This is a genomic window from Ornithinicoccus halotolerans (assembly GCF_009602535.1).
In the GTDB taxonomy this organism is placed as follows: domain Bacteria; phylum Actinomycetota; class Actinomycetes; order Actinomycetales; family Dermatophilaceae; genus Ornithinicoccus; species Ornithinicoccus halotolerans.
Map to the genome: position 1 here is coordinate 1 of NZ_WIQI01000002.1, position 19639 is coordinate 19639.

Annotated in this window: 18 protein-coding genes; 12 read left to right on the forward strand and 6 right to left on the reverse strand. The window is 72.4% G+C overall.

Going from position 1 to position 19639, the window contains the following annotated elements; all coding sequences use genetic code 11:
• The coding region (locus tag GFJ45_RS00540) for an IclR family transcriptional regulator (RefSeq protein WP_153392786.1) at nucleotides 1-689 on the reverse strand (689 nt) is incomplete at its 3' end.
• Nucleotides 690-858: 169 nt separating this feature from the next.
• Between GFJ45_RS00540 and GFJ45_RS00545 the strand changes: the two genes are divergently transcribed.
• The 7 genes from GFJ45_RS00545 to GFJ45_RS00575 are packed head-to-tail and all read left to right on the forward strand — an operon-like array spanning nucleotide 859 to nucleotide 9068.
• On the forward strand, nucleotides 859-1770 hold the full coding sequence (locus tag GFJ45_RS00545) for an ABC transporter ATP-binding protein (protein WP_228386268.1): 912 nt from the start codon (nucleotides 859-861) through the stop codon (nucleotides 1768-1770).
• Nucleotides 1767-3773 (forward strand): AMP-binding protein, encoded by a 2007-nt coding sequence (locus GFJ45_RS00550; protein WP_228386270.1) that lies wholly within the window; start codon nucleotides 1767-1769, stop codon nucleotides 3771-3773. Before GFJ45_RS00545 ends, GFJ45_RS00550 begins: the two co-directional genes overlap by 4 nt.
• On the forward strand, nucleotides 3770-4642 hold the full coding sequence (locus GFJ45_RS00555) for a branched-chain amino acid ABC transporter permease (RefSeq protein ID WP_153392789.1): 873 nt from the start codon (nucleotides 3770-3772) through the stop codon (nucleotides 4640-4642). The genes GFJ45_RS00550 and GFJ45_RS00555 overlap by 4 nt, the downstream gene beginning before the upstream one ends.
• 8 nt (nucleotides 4643-4650) lie before the next feature.
• Nucleotides 4651-5718 carry a branched-chain amino acid ABC transporter permease gene (locus GFJ45_RS00560; protein ID WP_153392792.1) on the forward strand — a complete coding sequence of 356 codons (1068 nt, stop codon included), beginning with the start codon at nucleotides 4651-4653 and terminating at the stop codon, nucleotides 5716-5718.
• Nucleotides 5719-5742: 24 nt separating this feature from the next.
• Nucleotides 5743-6966: an ABC transporter substrate-binding protein gene (locus tag GFJ45_RS00565; RefSeq protein WP_153392795.1), complete on the forward strand. Its 1224-nt coding sequence runs from the start codon at nucleotides 5743-5745 to the stop codon at nucleotides 6964-6966.
• The gene (locus tag GFJ45_RS00570; RefSeq protein WP_153392798.1) at nucleotides 6963-7811 is read left to right on the forward strand and encodes an ABC transporter ATP-binding protein; all 849 of its coding nucleotides are present in this window, start codon (nucleotides 6963-6965) and stop codon (nucleotides 7809-7811) included. The genes GFJ45_RS00565 and GFJ45_RS00570 overlap by 4 nt, the downstream gene beginning before the upstream one ends.
• Nucleotides 7812-7832: 21 nt before the next feature.
• Nucleotides 7833-9068: a phenylacetate--CoA ligase family protein gene (locus tag GFJ45_RS00575; RefSeq protein ID WP_153392801.1), complete on the forward strand. Its 1236-nt coding sequence runs from the start codon at nucleotides 7833-7835 to the stop codon at nucleotides 9066-9068.
• Nucleotides 9069-9075: 7 nt separating this feature from the next.
• Here the strand turns inward: GFJ45_RS00575 and GFJ45_RS00580 are convergent, their stop codons facing one another.
• Nucleotides 9076-9528: a MarR family winged helix-turn-helix transcriptional regulator gene (locus GFJ45_RS00580; RefSeq protein ID WP_153392804.1), complete on the reverse strand. Its 453-nt coding sequence runs from the start codon at nucleotides 9526-9528 to the stop codon at nucleotides 9076-9078.
• Between the two features lie 149 nt (nucleotides 9529-9677).
• On the opposite strand from GFJ45_RS00580, the gene GFJ45_RS00585 reads away from it, so the two are divergent.
• Nucleotides 9678-11075, forward strand: a complete 1398-nt coding sequence (locus GFJ45_RS00585; protein ID WP_153392806.1) for an FAD-binding oxidoreductase — start codon at nucleotides 9678-9680, stop codon at nucleotides 11073-11075.
• Between the two features lie 127 nt (nucleotides 11076-11202).
• Here GFJ45_RS00585 and GFJ45_RS00590 read toward each other — a convergent pair whose 3' ends face one another.
• From GFJ45_RS00590 to GFJ45_RS00605, 4 genes are all read right to left on the reverse strand, one after another.
• Nucleotides 11203-11478, reverse strand: a complete 276-nt coding sequence (locus GFJ45_RS00590; protein WP_153392809.1) for a hypothetical protein — start codon at nucleotides 11476-11478, stop codon at nucleotides 11203-11205.
• A gap of 70 nt (nucleotides 11479-11548) precedes the next feature.
• Nucleotides 11549-12577, reverse strand: a complete 1029-nt coding sequence (locus tag GFJ45_RS00595; protein WP_153392811.1) for a chymotrypsin family serine protease — start codon at nucleotides 12575-12577, stop codon at nucleotides 11549-11551.
• A 76-nt stretch (nucleotides 12578-12653) separates the two neighbouring features.
• Nucleotides 12654-13835, reverse strand: a complete 1182-nt coding sequence (locus GFJ45_RS00600; protein ID WP_153392814.1) for a metal-dependent hydrolase family protein — start codon at nucleotides 13833-13835, stop codon at nucleotides 12654-12656.
• A gap of 1 nt (nucleotide 13836) precedes the next feature.
• A complete protein-coding gene (locus GFJ45_RS00605) occupies nucleotides 13837-15066 on the reverse strand; it encodes a metal-dependent hydrolase family protein (protein WP_153392817.1) in 1230 nt (409 codons plus the stop codon).
• Nucleotides 15067-15159: 93 nt separating this feature from the next.
• Between GFJ45_RS00605 and GFJ45_RS00610 the strand changes: the two genes are divergently transcribed.
• From GFJ45_RS00610 to ald, 4 genes are all read left to right on the forward strand, one after another.
• Nucleotides 15160-16065 carry a MurR/RpiR family transcriptional regulator gene (locus tag GFJ45_RS00610; RefSeq protein ID WP_153392819.1) on the forward strand — a complete coding sequence of 302 codons (906 nt, stop codon included), beginning with the start codon at nucleotides 15160-15162 and terminating at the stop codon, nucleotides 16063-16065.
• Nucleotides 16066-16174: 109 nt separating this feature from the next.
• Nucleotides 16175-17611: a sodium:solute symporter family protein gene (locus GFJ45_RS00615; RefSeq protein WP_153392822.1), complete on the forward strand. Its 1437-nt coding sequence runs from the start codon at nucleotides 16175-16177 to the stop codon at nucleotides 17609-17611.
• Nucleotide 17612: 1 nt separating this feature from the next.
• Nucleotides 17613-18338 carry an HAD-IA family hydrolase gene (locus GFJ45_RS00620; protein ID WP_228386272.1) on the forward strand — a complete coding sequence of 242 codons (726 nt, stop codon included), beginning with the start codon at nucleotides 17613-17615 and terminating at the stop codon, nucleotides 18336-18338.
• Nucleotides 18339-18391: 53 nt separating this feature from the next.
• Entirely contained in the window at nucleotides 18392-19507 is a 1116-nt protein-coding gene (gene ald, locus GFJ45_RS00625) for an alanine dehydrogenase (protein WP_153392825.1), read from the forward strand.
• Nucleotides 19508-19639 lie beyond the last annotated feature (132 nt).

Genomic DNA, 19639 nt, shown 5'->3' on the forward strand with positions numbered 1-19639 from the left:
TCCCGGCTGTCGTGCGGCAGGTCCGCGGCCAGCGCCGCGACCGCCTGCCCCTGCCCGTCCACCACCGGCACCGCCACCGTGCCCGGCACCGTCGGGTCGCCACCGGTCACCAGCAGCCACTCCCTGCCCGCCCAGTCGCTGCGCCGCTGCGCCGCCTCCTCCCGGACCGGCCCGGCGGCACGCTCAAGGGCGTGCTGCCAGCCAACCTCGTCGGCGCGGGCGGCCAGCAGCCGGCCGGCCGCGCACTCCAGCGCCGGCAGCACCAGGTGGGTCTCCCGGTAGGGGCCGTGCTCGCCGCCGTCGACGCGGTCGACCGAGACCACCTCCCCCCGCACCAGCACCTGCACCTGCACGGTGCCGCCGACGCTGTCGCGCAGCCCGGCCAGGTAGGGCCCGAGCGCGCCCAGCAACGGCAGCCGGGACAGATAGCGGTGGGACAGCCGGGTCAGTTCCGGGCCCAGCCCGTAGCGGCTGGAGCGCGGGTCCTGCACGACCAGGTCGGCGAGCACGAGCGAGCGCAGCAGCCGGTGGACGGTCGGGACCGACAGCCCCGAGCGGTCCGCGAGATCGGTGAGCTGCTGGTAGGCGGCCCCCTCGCCCAGCAGCTCCAGCAGCCGGACGGCGTTGCGCACCGTGCCCAGGCCGCCCTGGCCGCGGGCGGTCGGGCCGGCCGGCTCAGCCTGGGACACGGCGCTGCTCTCTCATGGTGGCCCCCATCTTCCATCACCGAACCCGTCGTGACCAGATCGTGTCACACGATTTCGCTCAGGATCCTTGCGCTTGCAGATAGTGGAATCGTAGTGTCAGGTCCGGCAGCACCGGTTCGACGAGGACACCGAGGAACACCAGGAGACGAGCGTGCTCACGAGGGCGTACCAGCACTCGCTCAACGGCAGCCAGCTGTCGGCGGGCCGCCCGGTGCTGGAGGTCGACCAGGTCTCGCTGCGGTTCGGTGGTGTCAAGGCCCTCGACGACGTCAGCTTCACGGTCACCTCGGGCCACGTGCACGCGGTCATCGGCCCCAACGGCGCCGGCAAGTCCTCGCTGCTGAACTGCATCAGCGGCCTCTACCACCCGCAGCAGGGCCAGGTGGTGCTGCACACCGCCGACGCCCCGGCGCCGGACGGCACGCCCGGGCAGGAGCACCGCCACCGGCTGACCCGGCTCTCGCCGCACCGCATCGCCCGGCTCGGGGTGGCCCGCTCGTTCCAGAACATCGAGCTGTTCTCCCACCTGACGGTCCTAGAGAACCTCATGCTCGGCCGGCACATCCACATGCGGCACTCGGTGCTGGCCTCGATGCTGTGGTTCGGCCCGGCCCGGCGGCAGGAGATCGCCCACCGGCAGCTGGTCGAGGAGGTCATCGACCTGCTGGAGCTGCAGGCCCACCGCGGCAAGCCGGTCGGCTCGCTCGCCTACGGCATCCAGAAGCGGGTGGAGCTGGGCCGGGCGCTGTGCCTGCAGCCGGCGCTGCTGCTGCTGGATGAGCCGATGGCCGGCATGAACGCCGAGGAGAAGGAGGACATGGCCCGCTACGTGCTGGACGTGCACGAGCTGGCCGGGGTCTCGGTGGTGCTCATCGAGCACGACATGAACGTGGTCATGGACATCTCCCACCGGGTGAGCGTGCTCGACTTCGGCAAGCTCATCGCCGACGGCACTCCTGAGGAGGTCAAGGCCGACCCCGCGGTCATCGAGGCCTACCTCGGCGCCGAGGACGAGGACACGGACGTCCGCGAGGCCGTCGCCCGGCAGGGGGAGGAGCGGTGAGCACCTTCCCGCAGCTGCTGGCCGGGCTGGCCCGGGAACGACCCGACGGGGTCGCCATGCAGGAGAAGCGCTACGGCATCTGGCAACCGATGACCTGGGCCGAGTACGCCGAACGGGTGCGCGACCTGGCCCACGGGCTGGCCTCGCTCGGGGTCGGCCGCGGTGACGTCGTGGCGGTGCTGGGCGACAACCGGCCGGAGTGGCTGATCGCCGAGCTGGCCACGCAGAGCATCGGTGCGGCGGTGGTCGGGATCTACCCGACCTCCATCGGGGAGGAGCTGCGCCACATCCTCACCACCGGCCGGTGCCGGGTGGTGGTCGCCGAGGACCAGGAGCAGGTGGACAAGCTGCTCCGGCTGCGCGACGAGGAGGCCCGGCGGCTGGAGCGGGACGGCGGCAGCGGTGGTGGCGAGCCGCTACGGCTGGAACAGGTGGTGTTCTACGACCCGCACGGCCTGGAGCACTACCGCGACGAGCTGCTCACCGACATCGCCGAGCTGGAGGCCGCCGGCCGCGACTGGGGCGAGGCGCACCCGGGGTGGCTGGACGAGCAGGTAGCGGCGGGGGCGGCAGCGGACATCGCCGTCATCTGCACCACGTCCGGCACCACCTCCAAGCCCAAGCTGGGCGAGCTGTCCCACGCCAACCTGCTGGCGATGGCCGACCACCTCACCGAGGTGGACCCGATCGGGCCCAAGGACCGGTACGTGTCGTTCCTGCCGTTCGCCTGGATCGGCGAGCAGATGCTGGCGGTGGCGTGCGGGCTGTCGCGGGGGCTGACGCTGTCCTTCCCCGAGGACGCGGCGACCCAGCGGGCGGACCTGCGCGAGATCGGGCCGGACGTGATGTTCTCCCCGCCGCGGATCTGGGAGTCGATGCTCTCGGAGGTGCAGGTGCGGATCGACGAGGCCGGCTGGCTGAAGCGAAAGGTCTTCGGCTGGGGCTACGACGTCGGCGACCAGGTCGCCCGGATGCGGGTGACCGGGCAGCAGCCCGGGGGCTGGCTGGCCGCCAAGCACAAGGTCGCCGACTGGGTGGCCACCCGCCCGGTGCGCGACCAGCTGGGGCTGGCCCGGATCAAGCGCAGCTACACCGGTGGCGCCCCGCTGGGCCCGGACGTGTTCCGGTTCTTCCACGCCATCGGCGTCAACCTCAAGCAGATCTACGGCCAGACCGAGATCTGCGGGATCGCGGTCGTGCACCGCGACGACGACATCGCCTTCCACACCGTCGGCACCCCCATCCCCGGCACCGACCTGCGCATCAGCGACGACGGGGAGATCCTGCTGCGCTCGCCGTCGGTGTTCCGCGGCTACCACCGGCAGCCGGAGGAGACCGCGGCGACCGTCGACCAGGACGGGTGGCTGCACACCGGCGACGCCGGCTACCTGGACGAGGACAACGGCCGGCAGCTGGTCGTCATCGACCGCGCCAAGGACGTGCTCACCGCCCCCGACGGAACCCGGTACTCCAGCGCCTTCATCGAGAACAAGCTCAAGTTCTCGCCGTACGTGGAGGAGGCGGTGGTCTTCGCCCCCGAGTCCAGCGGGCAGGGGATGACCGCGCTGGTCACCCTCGACCCGGCCACGGTCGGCTCGTGGGCCGAGCACGAACGGCTGAGCTACACCACCTACACCGACCTGGCCGCCAAGGCCGAGGTCTACGACCTCATCGCCGAGGAGGCCACCCGGGCCAACGAGGACCTGCCGGAGAGCATCCGGGTGCGCCGGTTCATGCTGCTGCACAAGCAGCTGGACCCCGACGACGACGAGATCACCCGCACCCGCAAGGTGCGCCGCAACGTCATCAACGAGCGCTACGCCGACATCATCACCGCGCTGCAGCGGGCCACCGGTGACGACGAGGTGACCATCCGCAGCCGGGTCACCTACCAGGACGGCACCAGCGTCGAGCGGGAGCTGCCGCTGCGGATCTTCGACCTGACCACCTACCGGATCCCCGAGGGCCGGGGCCGGCGCCCCGTCTGGAGCGGCCGCCGATGAGCACCTTCGTCAACCTGCTGGCCTACGGGCTCGCCGACGGCGCCATCCTGGCGCTGGCCGCGCTGGGCTTCGTGCTGATCTACAAGGCCACCGGCGTCATCAACTTCGCCCAGGGCGAGTTCCTGCTGGTCGGCGCCTACATGTTCTACACGGCGTTCGTGGTCCTGCAGCTGCCGATCCTGCTCGCCGTCGTCGCCGGGGTCGTGGTCGCCACCGTCATCGGCGTGCTGGTGGAGCGGCTCATCCTGCGGCCGATGGTCGGGGAGAGCGCCATCAGCATCATCATGGTCACCATCGGGCTGTCGATGCTGCTGCGCGCCCTGGTGCAGATGTTCTACGGCACCTCGGCCAAGAGCCAGCCGCCGGTGCTGCCGCGCAGCTCGATCAGCATGCTGGGGGCCACCATCCCGCTCAACCGGCTGCTGGTCATCCTCATCGCCGGCATCGTGCTGGTCGCCTTCACCGTCTTCTTCCGCCGGTCCCGGCACGGCATCGCGATGCGCGCGGTCGCCGACGACCAGCAGGCGGCGATGACGATGGGCATCTCCGTGCGCCGGGTGTTCGCGATGGCCTGGGCGTTGGCGGCGGTCAGCGCGCTGATCGCCGGTGTGCTGCTGGCCGACATCTCCGCCGTCGACCAGAACCTGGCGGCCTTCGGGCTGCTGGTCTTCCCGGTCGTGATCCTCGGCGGCCTGGACTCGGTGCCCGGCACCATCGTCGGCGGCCTGATCATCGGGCTGCTCAAGCAGTTTGTGTCCGGCTACCTCGACCCGGGCCTGTCCACCGTCCTCCCGTACATCGTCCTGGTGCTGATCCTGCTGGTGAAGCCCTACGGACTGTTCGGCGAGACCCGCATCGAGAGGGTGTGAGGGCAGCCATGGCCGCGACCGCGACGGGGATCTACCACCGCAGCTACCGCTCCGAGCTGGCGCTGCGCGCCACCCGGGCCGAGTACGCCCGACTCGGGCTGCTCACGGTGGTGCTGCTGGCGGTCCCGTTCGTGCTGGACAACTACTGGCTGTCCATCGCCAACACCATCCTCATCGCCGTCATCGGCGCGGTGGGGCTCAACATCCTGGTGGGCTACACCGGACAGATCTCGCTCGGCCAGGGCGGCTTCCTGGCGGTCGGCGCCTACACCTCGGTGATCCTGTCCGACCGGATCGGGCTGCCGGTGCCGCTGTCGATCCTGCTGGCGGTGCTGATGACCGCCGTGGTCGGCACCTTCTTCGGGCTGCCCGGGCTGCGGCTCAAGGGGCTCTACCTGGCGATCGCCACCCTGGCCAGCCAGCAGATCATCGAGTTCATCATCCGGCGCGACTACGGCGGCTGGCTCACCGAGGGCGCCGGCTACATCAACGTCGAGCGGCTCGAGGTGGCCGGCTGGCGGCTGGACCGGATGGTCTTCGAGCAGCAGTGGTACTGGATCCTGCTGCCGCTGACGGTGCTGTCGGTGCTGGCCGCGCGCAACCTGTTCCGTACCGGGCTGGGCCGGTCCTTCCAGGCGGTGCGCGACCAGGACATCGCCGCGGAGGCGATCGGGGTCAACCTCACCCGGGCCAAGCTGACGGCGTTCGCCGTCTCCTCCGGGTTCGTCGGCCTGGCCGGCGCGCTGACCGCCCACTACACCGAGATCGTCACCTGGGAGCGCTACACCCTAGAGGTGTCCATCCTCTACCTGGCGATGATCATCGTCGGCGGGCTGGGATCGGTGGCCGGCGCCGTCTACGGGGCCATCTTCATGACGGTGCTGCCGGTGCTGATCCGCACCGGCGCCGACGGCCTGGAGCCGGTCGTGCCGTTCCTGGCCGACCAGCTGCCGGCGGTTCAGAACGCCGTCTTCGGCCTGACCATCATCGTCTTCCTCATCGTCGAGCCACGCGGGCTGGACCGCATCTGGCAACGCATCAAGGAGTACGTCCGCTACTGGCCGTTCCGCTACTAGCGGGCCCACCCGAAGGAGAGACCCATGTCCGTGACGACACGCACCACCCGCACCGCACGCCTGACCCTCACGGCGGCGACCGCCGCGCTGGCGCTCGGCCTGTCCGCCTGCGGCGGCGGCGACGGCGGCGCCGGCGGCGCCGACAGCGAGGACCCGATCCCGGTCGGGATCATCGCCGACCTGACCGGCGCCACCGGCGACGTCGGCACCCCCTACAACGAGGGGATGCTCGCCTACATCGAGCACGTCAACGCCGAGGGCGGCGTCGAGGGCCGTGAGCTGGAGCCGATGAGCAACGACTACGCCTACGAGGTGCCGCAGGCCGAGGACCTGTACCGCCGCTACCTCAACGAGGGCGCGGTGGTCATCCAGGGCTGGGGCACCGGCGACACCGAGGCGCTGCACTCCCGGGTGGCCGAGGACGAGGTGCCGTTCATGTCCGGCTCGTTCGCCGAGTCGCTGACCGACCCGGAGGAGAGCCCCTACAACTTCGTGGTGGCGCCCACCTACTCCGACCAGATGCGGGTGGCGCTCAACTGGATCCACGAGGACTCCGGCAGCCAGGGCGACGTGGCGGTCTTCCACCACGACAGCCCGTTCGGGCAGGCGCCGGTCGCCGACGGCCAGGCGTGGATCGAGGAGCAGGGCTACGGACTCGGTTACGAGTCCTACGCCATGCCCACCGGCCAGCAGAACTACGTGGGGCTGCTGTCGCAGGCCCAGCAGCAAGGCGCGAAGTACATCGTCATCCAGAACGTGGCGTCCCCGGCCGCGCAGGTCGCCAAGGACATCGCCGCCCAGGGGCTGGACATGACGATCGTGTGCCTCAACTGGTGCGCCAACGAGCTGTTCATCACCACCGCCGGTGAGGAGGCCGCCGAGGGGCACCTGCTCATCCAGCCGTTCGCGCCGGTCACCGCCGAGAAGCCCGGCCACGAGGTGATCGTGGAGTACCTGGAGGAGCAGGGCGAGTCCGCGGAGGACAAGTCCACCTCCTGGGTGCAGGGCTGGTACGTCATGCACGTGATGACCGAGGGCATCCGGCACGCGCTGCAGAACAACGACGAGCTCACCGGCCCGGCGATCCGCGAGTCGCTGGAAACCATGGGCCCGATCGACACCGGCGGCGTCGTCGGCGGTGGCGAGGTGGAGTTCAGCCCCGAGTCGCACCGCGGGACCAGCGGCACCGGCATCTACCGGGCCGAGGGCGGCCAGATGGTCGAGGTCCAGGAGAATGCCCAGCCATGAGCCAGGCACCCGCCACGGGACCGGCGGGGGCGACCGCTGCCCCCGCCGGCCCCCCGGCCCTGCTCAGCCTCAACAACGTCGAGGTCATCTACGAGGACGTCATCCTCGTGCTGCGCGGGCTCTCGCTGCAGGTCCCGAAGGGCCAGATCGTGGCGTTGCTCGGCAGCAACGGCGCCGGCAAATCCACGACCCTGAAGGCGGTCACCGGGCTGCTGCCCAGCGAGCACGGCGAGGTGACCGACGGGCAGGTGCTCTTCGACGGCCAGGACATCACCCGGATGGACGCCCCCGACCGGGTGCGGGCCGGGATGAGCCTGTGCATGGAGGGCCGGCACGTCTTCGAGCACCTGACCGTGGCCGAGAACCTGGTCGCGGGCTGCTACACCAACGCCTCGGACTCCGCGGAGCTGCTCGAGGAGGTCTACGAGTTCTTCCCCAAGCTGGCCGACATGCGCAACCGGGTGGCCGGCTACCTCTCCGGCGGTGAGCAGCAGATGCTCGCGATCGGGCGGGCGCTGATGGCCAAGCCGCAACTGCTGATGCTGGACGAGCCCTCGCTGGGGCTGGCGCCGCTGCTAGTGCAGGAGATCTTCGGCTACATCAAGCGGCTCAACGAGGAGCGCGGGATGACCGTGCTGGTCGTGGAGCAGAACGCCCGCCGCGCGCTGGAGGTCGCCGACCACGGCTACATCATGGAGCAGGGCCGGATCGTGCTGGAGGGCCCGGCCGCCGAGATGCGGGAGAACCCGGACGTCAAGGAGTTCTACCTGGGCCTGGGCGAGGAGGGGGGCCGCAAGAGCTACCGCGACGTCAAGCACTACAAGCGCCGCAAGCGCTGGCTCTGACCCCCGGGAGGACAACCGACCATGACCACGATCGCCGAGGCGCTGGCGGGCCACCATGCGCGCAGCGGGATGGACGCCGCCGTCGCCGACGCGGTAACAGCCGGGTGCCGCCGGGTGCCCGCGCTCGCCGAGCGGCTGTCCCGGGCGGGGATGGCCCCCGAGGACGTGACCGGCGTGGCCGGTCTCGCCGCGCTGCCGGTGCTCAGCAAGGACGAGGTGCTGGAGGTGCAGCGGGCCGATCCGCCCTTCGGGGGGATGCTCGCCGACGGTGCCGACGTGGTGCGCGTCTTCCAGTCCCCGGGCCCGCTGTACGAGCCGCAGCTGGCGGGCGAGGACCCGTGGCGGTGGGGGCAGGCGCTGGCCGGCCTCGGCGTGGGTGCCGGTGACACGGTCCTCAACTGCTTCGGCTACCACCTGTCTCCCGCCGGGGCGATGATGGAGTCCGGGGCCAGGGCCGTCGGAGCGCGGGTGGTGCCCGGCGGGATCGGCAGCCAGGAGCTGCAGGTCCGCGCGATCGCCGACCTGGGGGTGACCGCCTACACCGGGCTGCCCAGCTACCTCAACGCGCTGCTGGAGCGCTACGACGGGGCCGGGCTGGACCCGGCAAGGTGGCGGCTGACGCGGGCCATGGTGACGGCCGAGCCGCTGCCGGAGAGCCTGCGGGCGGTACTGACCGAGCGGGTGCCGCACGTGCAGATGGCCTACGGCACCGGCGAGACCGGGCTGCTCGCCCACGAGACCGGCGACGGGCACGGGCTGGCCCTCGCCCAGGGGGTGCTGGTGCAGGTGTGCGAGCTGGGCACCGGCCGGCCGGTCGAGGACGACACCGAGGGCGAGGTCGTGGTGACGCTGCTGCGGCCGGACTACCCGCTGGTGCGGTTCGGCACCGGCGACCTGTCCGGCTGGCAGGTCGGCCCCGACGGCTCGCCGCGGCTGCGCGGGGTGCTGGGACGCTCCGGCGCGGCGGTCAAGGTGCGCGGCATGTTCCTGCACCCCCGCCAGGTGGCCGAGGTGATGGCCGGGGCCCCGGTGAGCCGCTACCGGTTCGTCATCGGGCGGGAGAACCACCGCGACACGCTGCGCTGCGAGGTGGTGCCTGAGCCGGGCGCCTCCAGCGACGGGGTCGCCGACGAGGTGCGGCGCCGGGTGCGCGACGGGCTGCGGTTCAACGCCGAGGTGGTCGCGGTCGAGGCGCTCCCCGGTGACGGCGACGATGCCAACGCCGGGCCGCTGGTGGACACCCGCGACTGGGCCTGAGGGGGCCTCACTCCGGGGGGCGGGTGGCGTTGGCGACCAGCCGGTCGAGGACGTCGCGCAGCACCCGCAGCTCCTCCGCGGAGACCCCGCCGCGCAGCTGGCGGTCGAAGCCCAGCGCGGCCTGCTGCAGCCGTCGGAAGGCGGCGTGACCTTCGGTCGTCAGCTCGATGGTGTGCGCGCGCCGGTTGCGCTCGCAGCGGCGCCGCACGATCAGCCCGCTGTCCTCCATCCCGGCCAGGTGATGGGTGAGCGTGGCGTCCTTGATGCCGACCGCGCCGGCGATCTCTCGCTGCGTCGCTCCCGGGTCGCGGACCAGCGCCAGCAGGATCCACCACATCGACCGGCTCCCGCCCGCAGCGGCCAGCGTCTCCTCGAACCGGCGGGCGATCACGGTGACCGCGTCCCACAGGGCACGGCCGATGGGCGGCTCCGTGGGCCCGGGGAGGCTGTCGTCCGTCATGACTACGAGCCTACCGCGAAAGCGTTGACGACTAAACATTAGACATCGAACCCTTTGATTCCTACGCTTCGGTAGCAGGCGGCTCGCTCCTCCGGCTTGTGGACCGGGCGTATCGCCGCCGCAGGGACCGAGGAGAGGTGGAGCCGAGCATGGCTGAGGTGCAGGGACAGCTGGAGTGGGACGACGAGCTCTCGGAGCGCGTCACCGGGCGGGTGGTGCGGCCCGGCGACCGCGACTACGACGCGCTGCGGGCGGTGCTGCTGGGGTGGGTCGATGCGCGGCCGCTGGTGATCGTCCGGGTGGTCGACGCCCAGGACGTCGCGGCGGTGCTGGCCGTGGCGCGTGACCACGAGCTGCCGGTCGCGGTCCGCAGCGGGGGGCACTCGATGGCGGGCCACAGCGGTGGTGACAGGGCGGTGGTGCTGGACCTGCGGGAGCTGACCGGCCTGGAGATCGACGTGGCGGGCCGTACCGCGTGGGTACAGGCGGGGCTGACCGCGGGGGAGTACACCGCCCGGGCCGCCGAGCACGGCCTGGCGACCGGGTTCGGTGACAGCGGCAGCGTCGGGATCAGCGGCCTGCTGCTGGGCGGTGGGGTGGGCTACCTGAGCCGCCGGTTCGGGCTCACGGTCGACCAGCTGCTCGCGGCGGAGGTCGTGATGGCGGACGGCCGGGTGCTCCAGGTCGACGAGGAGCACCACCCGGACCTGTTCTGGGCCATCCGTGGCGGCGGCGGTGGTTTTGGCGTGGTCACCGGGATGCGGCTGCGGCTGCACCCGGTCTCCGCCGTCGTCGGCGGGATGCTGGTGCTTCCCGCGTCGCCGGAGGTGCTCGCCGGGGCGGTCGCCGCGGCAGAGACGGCTCCGGAGGAGCTGTCGGTGATCATCCAGGTGATGGTGGCCCCGCCGGTGCCGTTCCTCCCCGAGGCCGCCCACGGCCGCACCGTCGTGCTGCTCATGATGTGCTACTCCGGGCCGGCGGAGCAGGCCGAGCAGGTGCTCGCGCCGTTCCGCAGCCTGGCCACCCCGCTGGCGGACCAGCTGGCGCCGATCACCTACGCCGAGATGTTCCCGCCCGAGCCTGAGGGCTTCCGGCCACGGGCGGTCGCGACCAGCGCCTTCCGTGACGCCTTCGACGTGGCCACCGCCGAGCAGGCGCTGGCCCGGCTGGAGGTACCGGGGGACGGCGTGGCCGAGGCGGTGCCGATGCGCGGGGTGCAGGTGCGGGTGCTGGGCGGGGCGATCGACCGGGCGCCCGCGGACGCCACCGCCTACGTCCACCGGGGGCGTCGCATGATGCTCGTGGTCAACGCCGGGTCGGTCGGTCCGGAGGGTGACGGCCTCGCCCAGGACTGGGTCGCCGGCACCGGCGCCGCCCTGCGGGACGGGGACGGCAGCGGCTACCTCAACTTCCTGGGGGTCTTGGACGCCGACCGACTGCGGGAGGCGTTCCCGGGGCCCGCCTGGGAGCGGCTGCGGCGGGTCAAGCGCGACTACGACCCGGGTGACCTGTTCCGCGCCGCGCACCGGATCCCGCCGGCGGGCTGAGCCGCGCGCCGCGGTGGGGCAAGGGGTGCCCTCGAGCGCACTCGTTGTCCTACCGCGGCCGCGCCAGCCGAGACCTGGGTGGCGGGCCCACGGAGGGAGCGGCGCTGCCGGTCCGTGCGGCCCGGAGTCACAGGGCGCTGATCTCCCCGGTGAGGCACACCTGCACGGGGACGCCGTCGATGTCGGCCGGAACGTCTCCGGCCGTGTCCGAGGACACGACGTCGACCCGGATGCACCAGTCCTCATCGCCGGCGCGCGGGGGCTCGCGACCCGCGTCCGAGGCAGCGGCACCCGCCGTCACCGGAGCGAGCCCGATCCCGGTCACTCCTTGGCTGCCGGCGAGGGCCTCGCGAAGTCGGCGCTTGGCCGCCCGTGCCTGCTCGATGGTGGCCACGGTGATCACCTCCGGGCTCCATTGTGCCCTCGAACGGCGGGTGGCGGCACCGCGCGGACGGGCCGATGGTGACGGCCGCTCAGCCCGTGACCAGGGTGATGCCCAGCGACTCGAGCACCGCACCGATCGGGTTGACGTAGGTGAGGCCGGTCCCGCCCGGACCCCCGGTTTCCGACCCGGCGAACAGCAGCCCGAGTGCGACACCGTCCGGGCGGTAGACGAGCGAGCCGGAGTCACCGCCTCGCGAGAACGCACCGGCGCCGGTGGACTCGACCTCGACCTGGTTGTCGAAGCTGATGGCACCGAGCTCGCCGTACCCGACGACGAGGCCGTCGAGCTCGATCGCCGAGACCCGCCCGGCCGTCACGCCGGTGGTGCGCCCGACCTTGCCGACGGCCTCGCCGCCACGGGCCTCGACCGTCTCGCTGACCGGTCCCACCGGGTAGCCGAGGTCGACCCCGGCGTCGTCGAGCATCGCGATCGCGGCGTCGACGACGGCCGGCTGGCTGGGGCGCAGCGGCACCAGGTCCGCGAGCGTCCCGACCCGGTCCGCCGGGGCGGTCCCGCCGTCGGCCGGTCCGGGCTGCAGCACCACGTCACCGGGCTGCGCGGACGGGGAGCCGGCGAGCACGTGCCAGTTGGACAGGGCGTACACCTCGCCGCCGGCGCCCCGTGTCACGAACCCGCCCAGCGTGCCCGCGGAGACGTCGGCATGAGCGATGGAGACGCCGGGACGCAGCGGCCGGACTCGCCCCGTCTGGCCCTGCGCCGCCTCCACGGGCAGGGCCGCGCCGGTCCAGGACGCGGTCAAGCTCTCGATCCGGCCGATGCGCCGCACGTCCGCCGCCGGCCCGGCCTCGGCGGCGACCCGCTCGGCGATCTCCCGCGCCCGAGGGACGTCCAGGCGGTACCGGACCGCGATGCCGTAGTCGTCCTCGGCCTGCGGGGCGAGGCCGAGGGCCAGGGTCGGCGCGTTGACGACGTCCTCGGCGGTGACCCCCTCCCGGCCGAGCCTGCTCGGCCGCGCGGCGACGCCCTCCTCGTCGGCGAGCTCCTCGGCCCACCGCGCCAGCTGCTGCTTGATGGTGCGTGCGTCATCCCAGTGCATGTCTCCGAGTGTGGCTGACGGCTCCGACATCGGTCGCGGTGAACCGGGGGCTTCCGGCCAGCGAGCCGGACTGCGCTCAGTTCCGGCGCAGCTGTGCCCGGCGCACGACCCCCCACGGCCGACGCAGCAGAGCCGGGTCGGAGAACGGGTCGCCGTCGACCAGCAGCAGGTCGGCCGGGGAGCCGGGCCGGATCCGGCCGGTGGCGGGCAGCCCGAGCGCGTCGGCGGCCGCGGAGGTCGCGGCCCGCAGCGCCTGCAGCGGGGAGAGCCCGTAGTCCTGCAGCGCCGTGATCTCGTCGACGAGGCTCGGGTGCGCCATGCCGGGAGCTCCGGCGTCGGTCCCCGCGATCACCGGCACGCCCGCCGCTACCGCCATCGCGACGCTGCGGCGGTGGGCCTGGACCACCTCACGTGCCTTCTGCACCGCGTAGCCGGGAGCCGCACCCCCGGCCATGCGCCGGTAGACCTCGACCGTGGGGCACAACACGGTGCCCTGGCGCACCATGTCCGCGACCACGTCCTCGGCGAGGAAGACGCCGTGCTCGATGGTGTCGATGCCGGCCCGGACCGCGTTGCGGACCCCGTCCTCGCCCAGCGCGTGGGCAGCGACCCTGCGTCCCCGCCGGTGAGCCTCTCCGGCGAGCGCGGCCAGCTCCTCGTAGGTCAGCTCGCTGGCCCCGACCTCCTCGCCGTGCGCCTGCCCGTAGACCCCGCCGGTGGCGGCGGTCTTGATGACGCCGGCGCCCTTGGCGACCTGGCCCCGTACGCCGCGGACCACCGCGTCCGGACCGTCGCACGGGACGCCCCAGAAGGGGTCGTGCCCGCCGGTCATGATGACGGTCTGGCCGGCGGCGACGATCGTGGGACCGTCCAGGTGGCCGCGGTCCACGGCGCGGGCAACGGTGATGGCGACGTCCCAGTTGCCGCCGAGGTCGCGGACCGTGGTGATCCCCGCCGGCAGGTAGCGGCGGGCGTACTCGGCGGCGCGGACGGTCGTCAGCTGCTCACCGTCCTCGGCGACGTGGGCGACCGGGTCGGTGCTGCCGTCCCACACCAGGTGGACGTGGGCATCGACCAGCCCGGGCAGGACCGCGCACCCGTCGACGTCGACCGCCAGGTCCTCCCGGCCGGTCCGGGCCGTTCCCGGCGCGACCAGCTCCCGCACCAGGCCGTCCTCGCACACGACGTCGGCAGGACGGGGCCCGCTGCTCAGGCCGTCCCAGACCTGGCCACCGCGGAGGACCAGGGCGGGTGCCACCTCAGGGCCGTCCCGCGACGATCTCTCCGCCCTGGATGACGGCGCGAAGGTGCCGCTCCGGCTGCGCGAGGACGTCGGTGTCGGTCAGCGGGTCACCGTCCACGAGCAGGATGTCGGCGGTCGCCCCGGGCGCGATGACGCCGAGCTGGCCCTCCCGTCCCAGCAGGGCGGCGGCGGTGACGGTTGCCGCTCGCAGCACCTCGTGCGCGGGCTGCACCTGTCCGCGGATGCGGAACTCCTCGCTCTGGTGGTGGTGCATCGCCCCGAGCAGGTCGGTCCCGAAGACCAGCTGGACCCCGCCCTTCCAGGCGAGCTCGAGGGCGTGCAGGCCGGCCTCGAGCACGTCGGCGACCTTGGCCTGGCTGGCCGGGGGCAGGCCGGCGGCGGCGCCCTCGCGGTGCAGGTACTCGTAGGTCACCAGCGTCGGGACCAGGAAGGCACCGCGCTCGACGAACAGCCGCACGCTGGAGCTGTCGATGAGGTTGCCGTGCTCGATGCAGCGCACGCCGAGCTCCAGGCCACGGTTCACCGCGGGCGCCGTGTAGGCGTGCCCGGTGACGTAGCGGTTGGCGTTGGTCGCCTCCTCGACGGCCGCCCGGATCTCCTCGGCGGAGAACTGCAGCGAGTCCACCCGGTCGGTCGGGGAGGCGACCCCGCCGGAGAGCATCAGCTTGACGTGGCCGGCGCCCGTCCGCAGCTGGTGCCGGGCGCCGCGGCGCACCTCGGACACCCCATCGCAGACCAGCCCCAGGTTCGGGCAGCAGGCATGGTCGTCCAGCACCTGCCGGCCGGCGCTGCGCAGGTCGGCGTGGCCACCGGTCGGCGACAGTGCCTTGCCCCCGAAGATGACCCGGGGGCCGGCCCAGAGGCCCTCCTCGACGGCGGCTGCGATGCCGTGGTCAGCACCACCCACGTCCCGGACGGTGGTGAAGCCGCGGTGGAGCATCCCGCGCAGGATCTGGCTGGTGTGCGCGGCCACGTAGTAAGGCGACTGCTCGGCCACGTCCCCGAGGTCGGCGCTGGACGCCGTGACGTGCACGTGCCCGTCGATGAGCCCGGGCACCAGGTGCCGCCCGGCCGCGTCGACCTGCTGGGCTGACTCCGGTGCGCGCAGCCCGCTGCCCACGTCCTGGACGACGCCGTCGTGCACCAGCACGTCGGCGCCGCGCGCCTCGCCGGTCGCGGCGTCGCACACGACGCCGCGACGGATGATGAGAGTGTCCGAGGTCATGAGCTCCCTTCCCGCAGCCCGGGCGGGCGGCTGGCTGTCCGCATCGTGCCAGCCAGGCCCGCGCGAGCGCAATAGTTGTTGCATGATGGTGGCGTGACCTCCGGCGACGACGCGGTGGACGAGCTCCGCGACCAGGTGCTGCCCGGCTGGCTGACTGCCCGTCTCGGGGACCGGCGGCCGGCGGCCGGCGCGAGGAGGGTGCTGTCGGCGATCGCCACGCAGCCGCGGCAGATGTCCTACGCCAGCACCTCGGCCGCGGCCACCGCGGCGGAGGTGAACGTCGCCACCGTGGTGCGCACCGCCCAGCAGCTGGGCTTCAGCGGCTGGCCCGCGCTGCGGGCCGAGATCCGGTCGCCGTACCTGTCCGGGCTGTCGGCCTCCGAGGTGCTGAGCGAGCACGACGAGGAGGCGGAGCAGGGGCCGGCCTGGTCCACGCTGCGCCGGGACCTGCACAACTTGCAGGACCTCGCGCGGCTGCTCGACGAGGACCAGGTGGAGCGGGTGGCCCGGATCATCCACGGCGCACCAAAGACGCTGGTCCTGGGGTCGGGCAGCTTCGCCGCCCCCGGTCTGCAGCTGTCCCACCTGGCGCAGACGATCGGACACGACGTCCGGCTGCAGCGGGTGGGTGGCACCTCGCTGTTCAACGCGGTCTCGCTGCTGGGCCCGCACGACTGCCTGGTGGTGTTCCAGCTCTGGCGCACGCCCCATGAGATCCGGCACGCCATGCAGGTAGCGGCCGCGGCCGGCGCCTCGGTCGTGCTGGTCAGCGACCAGGTCCGCGCGGACCTGGTGGAGGTGGCCGACGAGCTGGTGGCGATGCCGAGCGAGGGCGCCAGCATGTTCCCCTCCCTGGTCGCCGCGATCACCGTCGTGCAGTCGGTGATCGCGGCGCTGGTGGCCTGCGACCCGGCCGCCGCGGCCGGATGGAGCGACCGGGTCGAGGGGGTGTGGTCGCGCTACGGGCTGTTCCCGGACCCGGGCGAGGATCTGCAATAGCCATTGCATTCTGCGGGGCGAGCGGGTTTGATGGGCCCACCCGATCCCCGGGCGGGCCGGCCGCTGGCCCGGTCCCGCCGCACGGATCACTCACGACCCCGGAGGCGTCATGCAGACGACCCATGTGACCGTCCTGGTGCTGTACCTGCTGCTCATGGTGGGGATCGGCGCCTGGTTCACGCGCTCCAAGGAGGTCGCGACCGGCGACGACTTCGTCTTCGCGGGCCGCAACCTCCCCCGTCCCGTGATGATCGGGACACTGCTGGCGACCTGGGTGGGGTCCGGCACGATCATCGGTGGAGCGAGCTTCGCCTACACCTACGGCCCGCTGGCCTCCATCTTCTTCCTGGCGGGCACCCCGGTCGGGATCGTGGTGCTGTACTTCCTGGCCCGCCGGATCCGACGCGGCTCCACCTACACCGTCCCCGAGCTGCTGGAGAGCCGCTACGGCGTCGCCGTCCGGATGATCGCCGCGGTCATCACCGTGCTCGCCTACACCGGCATCACGGCCTACCAGTTCACCGGCGGCGGCTACATCGTCAGCGTCATCACCCCGCTGTCGCCCGGGCAGGGCGCCATCGTGGTGGCCCTGCTGGTGACCTTCCTCGCGGTGGGAGGAGGGCTGAAGTCGGTCGCCTGGAGCGACTTCCTCTCCGCCCTGGTGATCGTCTCCGTCCTGGTGGCCGCGCTGCCGCTCGTCCTCGGCGTCGAGCTCGGCGGCATGGCTGAGTACTGGCAGGGGCTGCCCGAGTCCCACCGCACCGTCAGCGGCGGGCTGACCGCGCTGCAGCTGCTGGGCTTCTTCCTGCCGCTGTTCATGCTGATCCTGGCCGACCAGAACATGTACCAGCGGCTGGGGGCCGCCCGTGATGAGTCCGAGGCCCGGATGTCGGCCGGCGGCTTCTTCCTGACCAGCTTCCTGGTGACGGTGCCCGTGGCGCTGCTGGGCTCGGCCGCGATCATCCTGATGCCCGACATCGAGCCGGACACCGCGGTCCTCTCCCTGGCGGGCCAGGAGTACCTGCCGGTCGTGATGGGCGGTCTGCTGCTGGCCGGTGCGCTCGCCTTCATCATCACCACCGGCTCCTCGTTCCTGCTCTCCGGCGCCGGCAACGTCGTGTACGACGTGACCAAGCGGATGTTCGGCGTGCCGATGGACGACCGCCGGCGGCTGGTGATCCACCGGCTCGCGGTGCTGGCCATCGCACTCGTCGCCTACGTGCTCGGCCGGTTCTTCCCGACGGTGCTGGAGCTGCAGATGTACTCCTACACGGTCTACGGCGTGGCCATCGCCCCGCCGGTGCTGGCGGTCTTCCTGTGGCGGCGCGCCAGCAAGTGGGGCGCGCTGACCTCGATGGTCCTCAGCACGGTGGTGACCATCACCTGGGAGCAGCTCGGCCAGCCCTTCGACCTGAACTCGGTGCTGGTGTCGCTGCCGGTCTCCCTCATCACGCTGGTCGTGGTCAGCCTCGCGCTGCCCGACCGGGGCGGTCACGCTGCGGACGAGACACCCACCGACCCCGACGCCGCCCGGACGGAGGCCTGAGATGACGCTGGACCTGACCGCCTTCCGCGTGCTGAGCTTCGACTGCTACGGCACCCTCATCGACTGGGAGCAGGGGATCAGCGCGGTGCTGCTGCCCTGGGGCCGGGAGCAGGGGCTCGAGCACGACGGCGAGACGCTGCTGGAGACCTACGCCGGCCACGAGGCCGCGGTGATGCGCGAGCACCCGACCTTCCGCTACCCCGACGTGCTCGCCGAGGCGTTCGGCCGTACGGGTGTGTCGCTCGGGGGTGAGGTGAGCCAGCCGTGGGCCGAGCGGCTCGGCGGGTCGGTGCCGGACTGGCCGGCGTTCCCGGACTCTGCTGACGCGCTCGCCCGGCTGCGCCGCCACTACGACCTGGTGATCGTGAGCAACGTGCACCGCGACGGGTTCGCGGGCAGCAACCGGCACCTGCGCGGCGAGTTCACCAGGGTCATCACCGCCGAGGACGTCGGGGCCTACAAGCCGGCCGACCCGCACTTCGACGCGCTCGATGGTGCGCTGCAGGAGCTGGGCGTGGGCCGGGAGCAGCTGCTGCACGTGGCGCAGAGCCTCTTCCACGACCACGTGCCCGCCCGTCGGCGCGGCCTGTCCTCGGTCTGGATCAACCGGCGCCATGACCGGCCCGGCTGGGGGGCCACCCCTGAGCCGGCGGAGGCGTGGAGCTACGACGCGGAGTACCCCTCCATGGCCGCCTTCGCCGACGAGGTCGACCGCCAGCACGGGTAGCGGCGGCGTCTGCCACACTGCTGGCGACAGGGTTCCAGCGAAGGAGGTGGCCCGTGCGCGTTGGCGTGCCCAGGGAAGTCAAGGTCCACGAGTACCGGGTGGCGATCACGCCGCCTGGCGTGCATGAGCTCGTGCAGCACGGCCACGAGGTGGTGATCGAGCAGGGGGCCGGCGCGGGGTCCTCGATCAGCGACGAGGACTTCGTCGCGGCGGGGGCGACCATCCTCCAGACTGCCGACGAGGTCTGGGAGCAGGCCGAGATGGTGCTCAAGGTCAAGGAGCCGATCGAGGAGGAGTACCACCGGCTCCGGGAGGACCTGGTGCTGTTCACCTACCTGCACCTGGCCGCCTCCGAGCCCTGCACCAAGGCGCTGCTGGAGGCGGGGACGACCGCGATCGCCTACGAGACGGTGCAGCGCCCGGACGGCGCGCTGCCGTTGCTGTACCCGATGAGCGAGGTCGCCGGGTGCCTGGCCCCGCAGGTCGGAGCCCACACCCTCATGCGCGCCCAGGGCGGCCGTGGCGTGCTCATGGGTGGTGTCAGTGGGGTGCGCGCCGCCGACGTCGTCGTGATCGGCGCCGGTGTCTCCGGCTCGAACGCCGTCGCCATGGCCACCGGCCTGTGGGGTGACGTCACGGTGCTCGACACCAACGTCGACAAGCTGCGCGCCGTGGACCGCCAGTACGAGGGCCGGGTCCGCACCGTCATCGCCAACGCCTACGAGATCGAGCACGCGGTGCTGCGGGCCGACCTGGTCATCGGGGCGGTCCTGGTGGCCGGCGCCAAGGCGCCGACGCTGGTCTCCAACGAGCTGGTGTCGCGGATGCGACCGGGCAGCGTCCTGGTTGACATCTCGATCGACCAGGGCGGCTGCTTCGAGGACTCCCGCCCCACGACCCACGCCGAGCCGACCTTCCAGGTGCACGACTCGGTCTTCTACTGCGTGGCGAACATGCCGGGGGCGGTGCCGCACACCTCCACGTACGCACTGAACAACGTCACGCTGCCTTACACGGTGGCCCTGGCGGACAAGGGCTGGCGGCAGGCGCTGGCCGACGACCCGGTGCTCGCGCCGGGGCTCAATACCCACGCCGGCCAGGTCACCAACGAGCCGGTCGCGACGGCGCACGGCCTGTCCGCCGTGCCCGCTGAGCAGGTCCTCGGCTGAGGCGAACGCTTTCCAGACCTTCCTGGCGCCCTGCTGATTCCTTCGTTACTGGAACGTGACCTAATCGTGAAGGATACTTGAGCATCATGCCGCAGTGTTGTCCATGTCGAGGTCGAGTCCTCAGGGACGTGG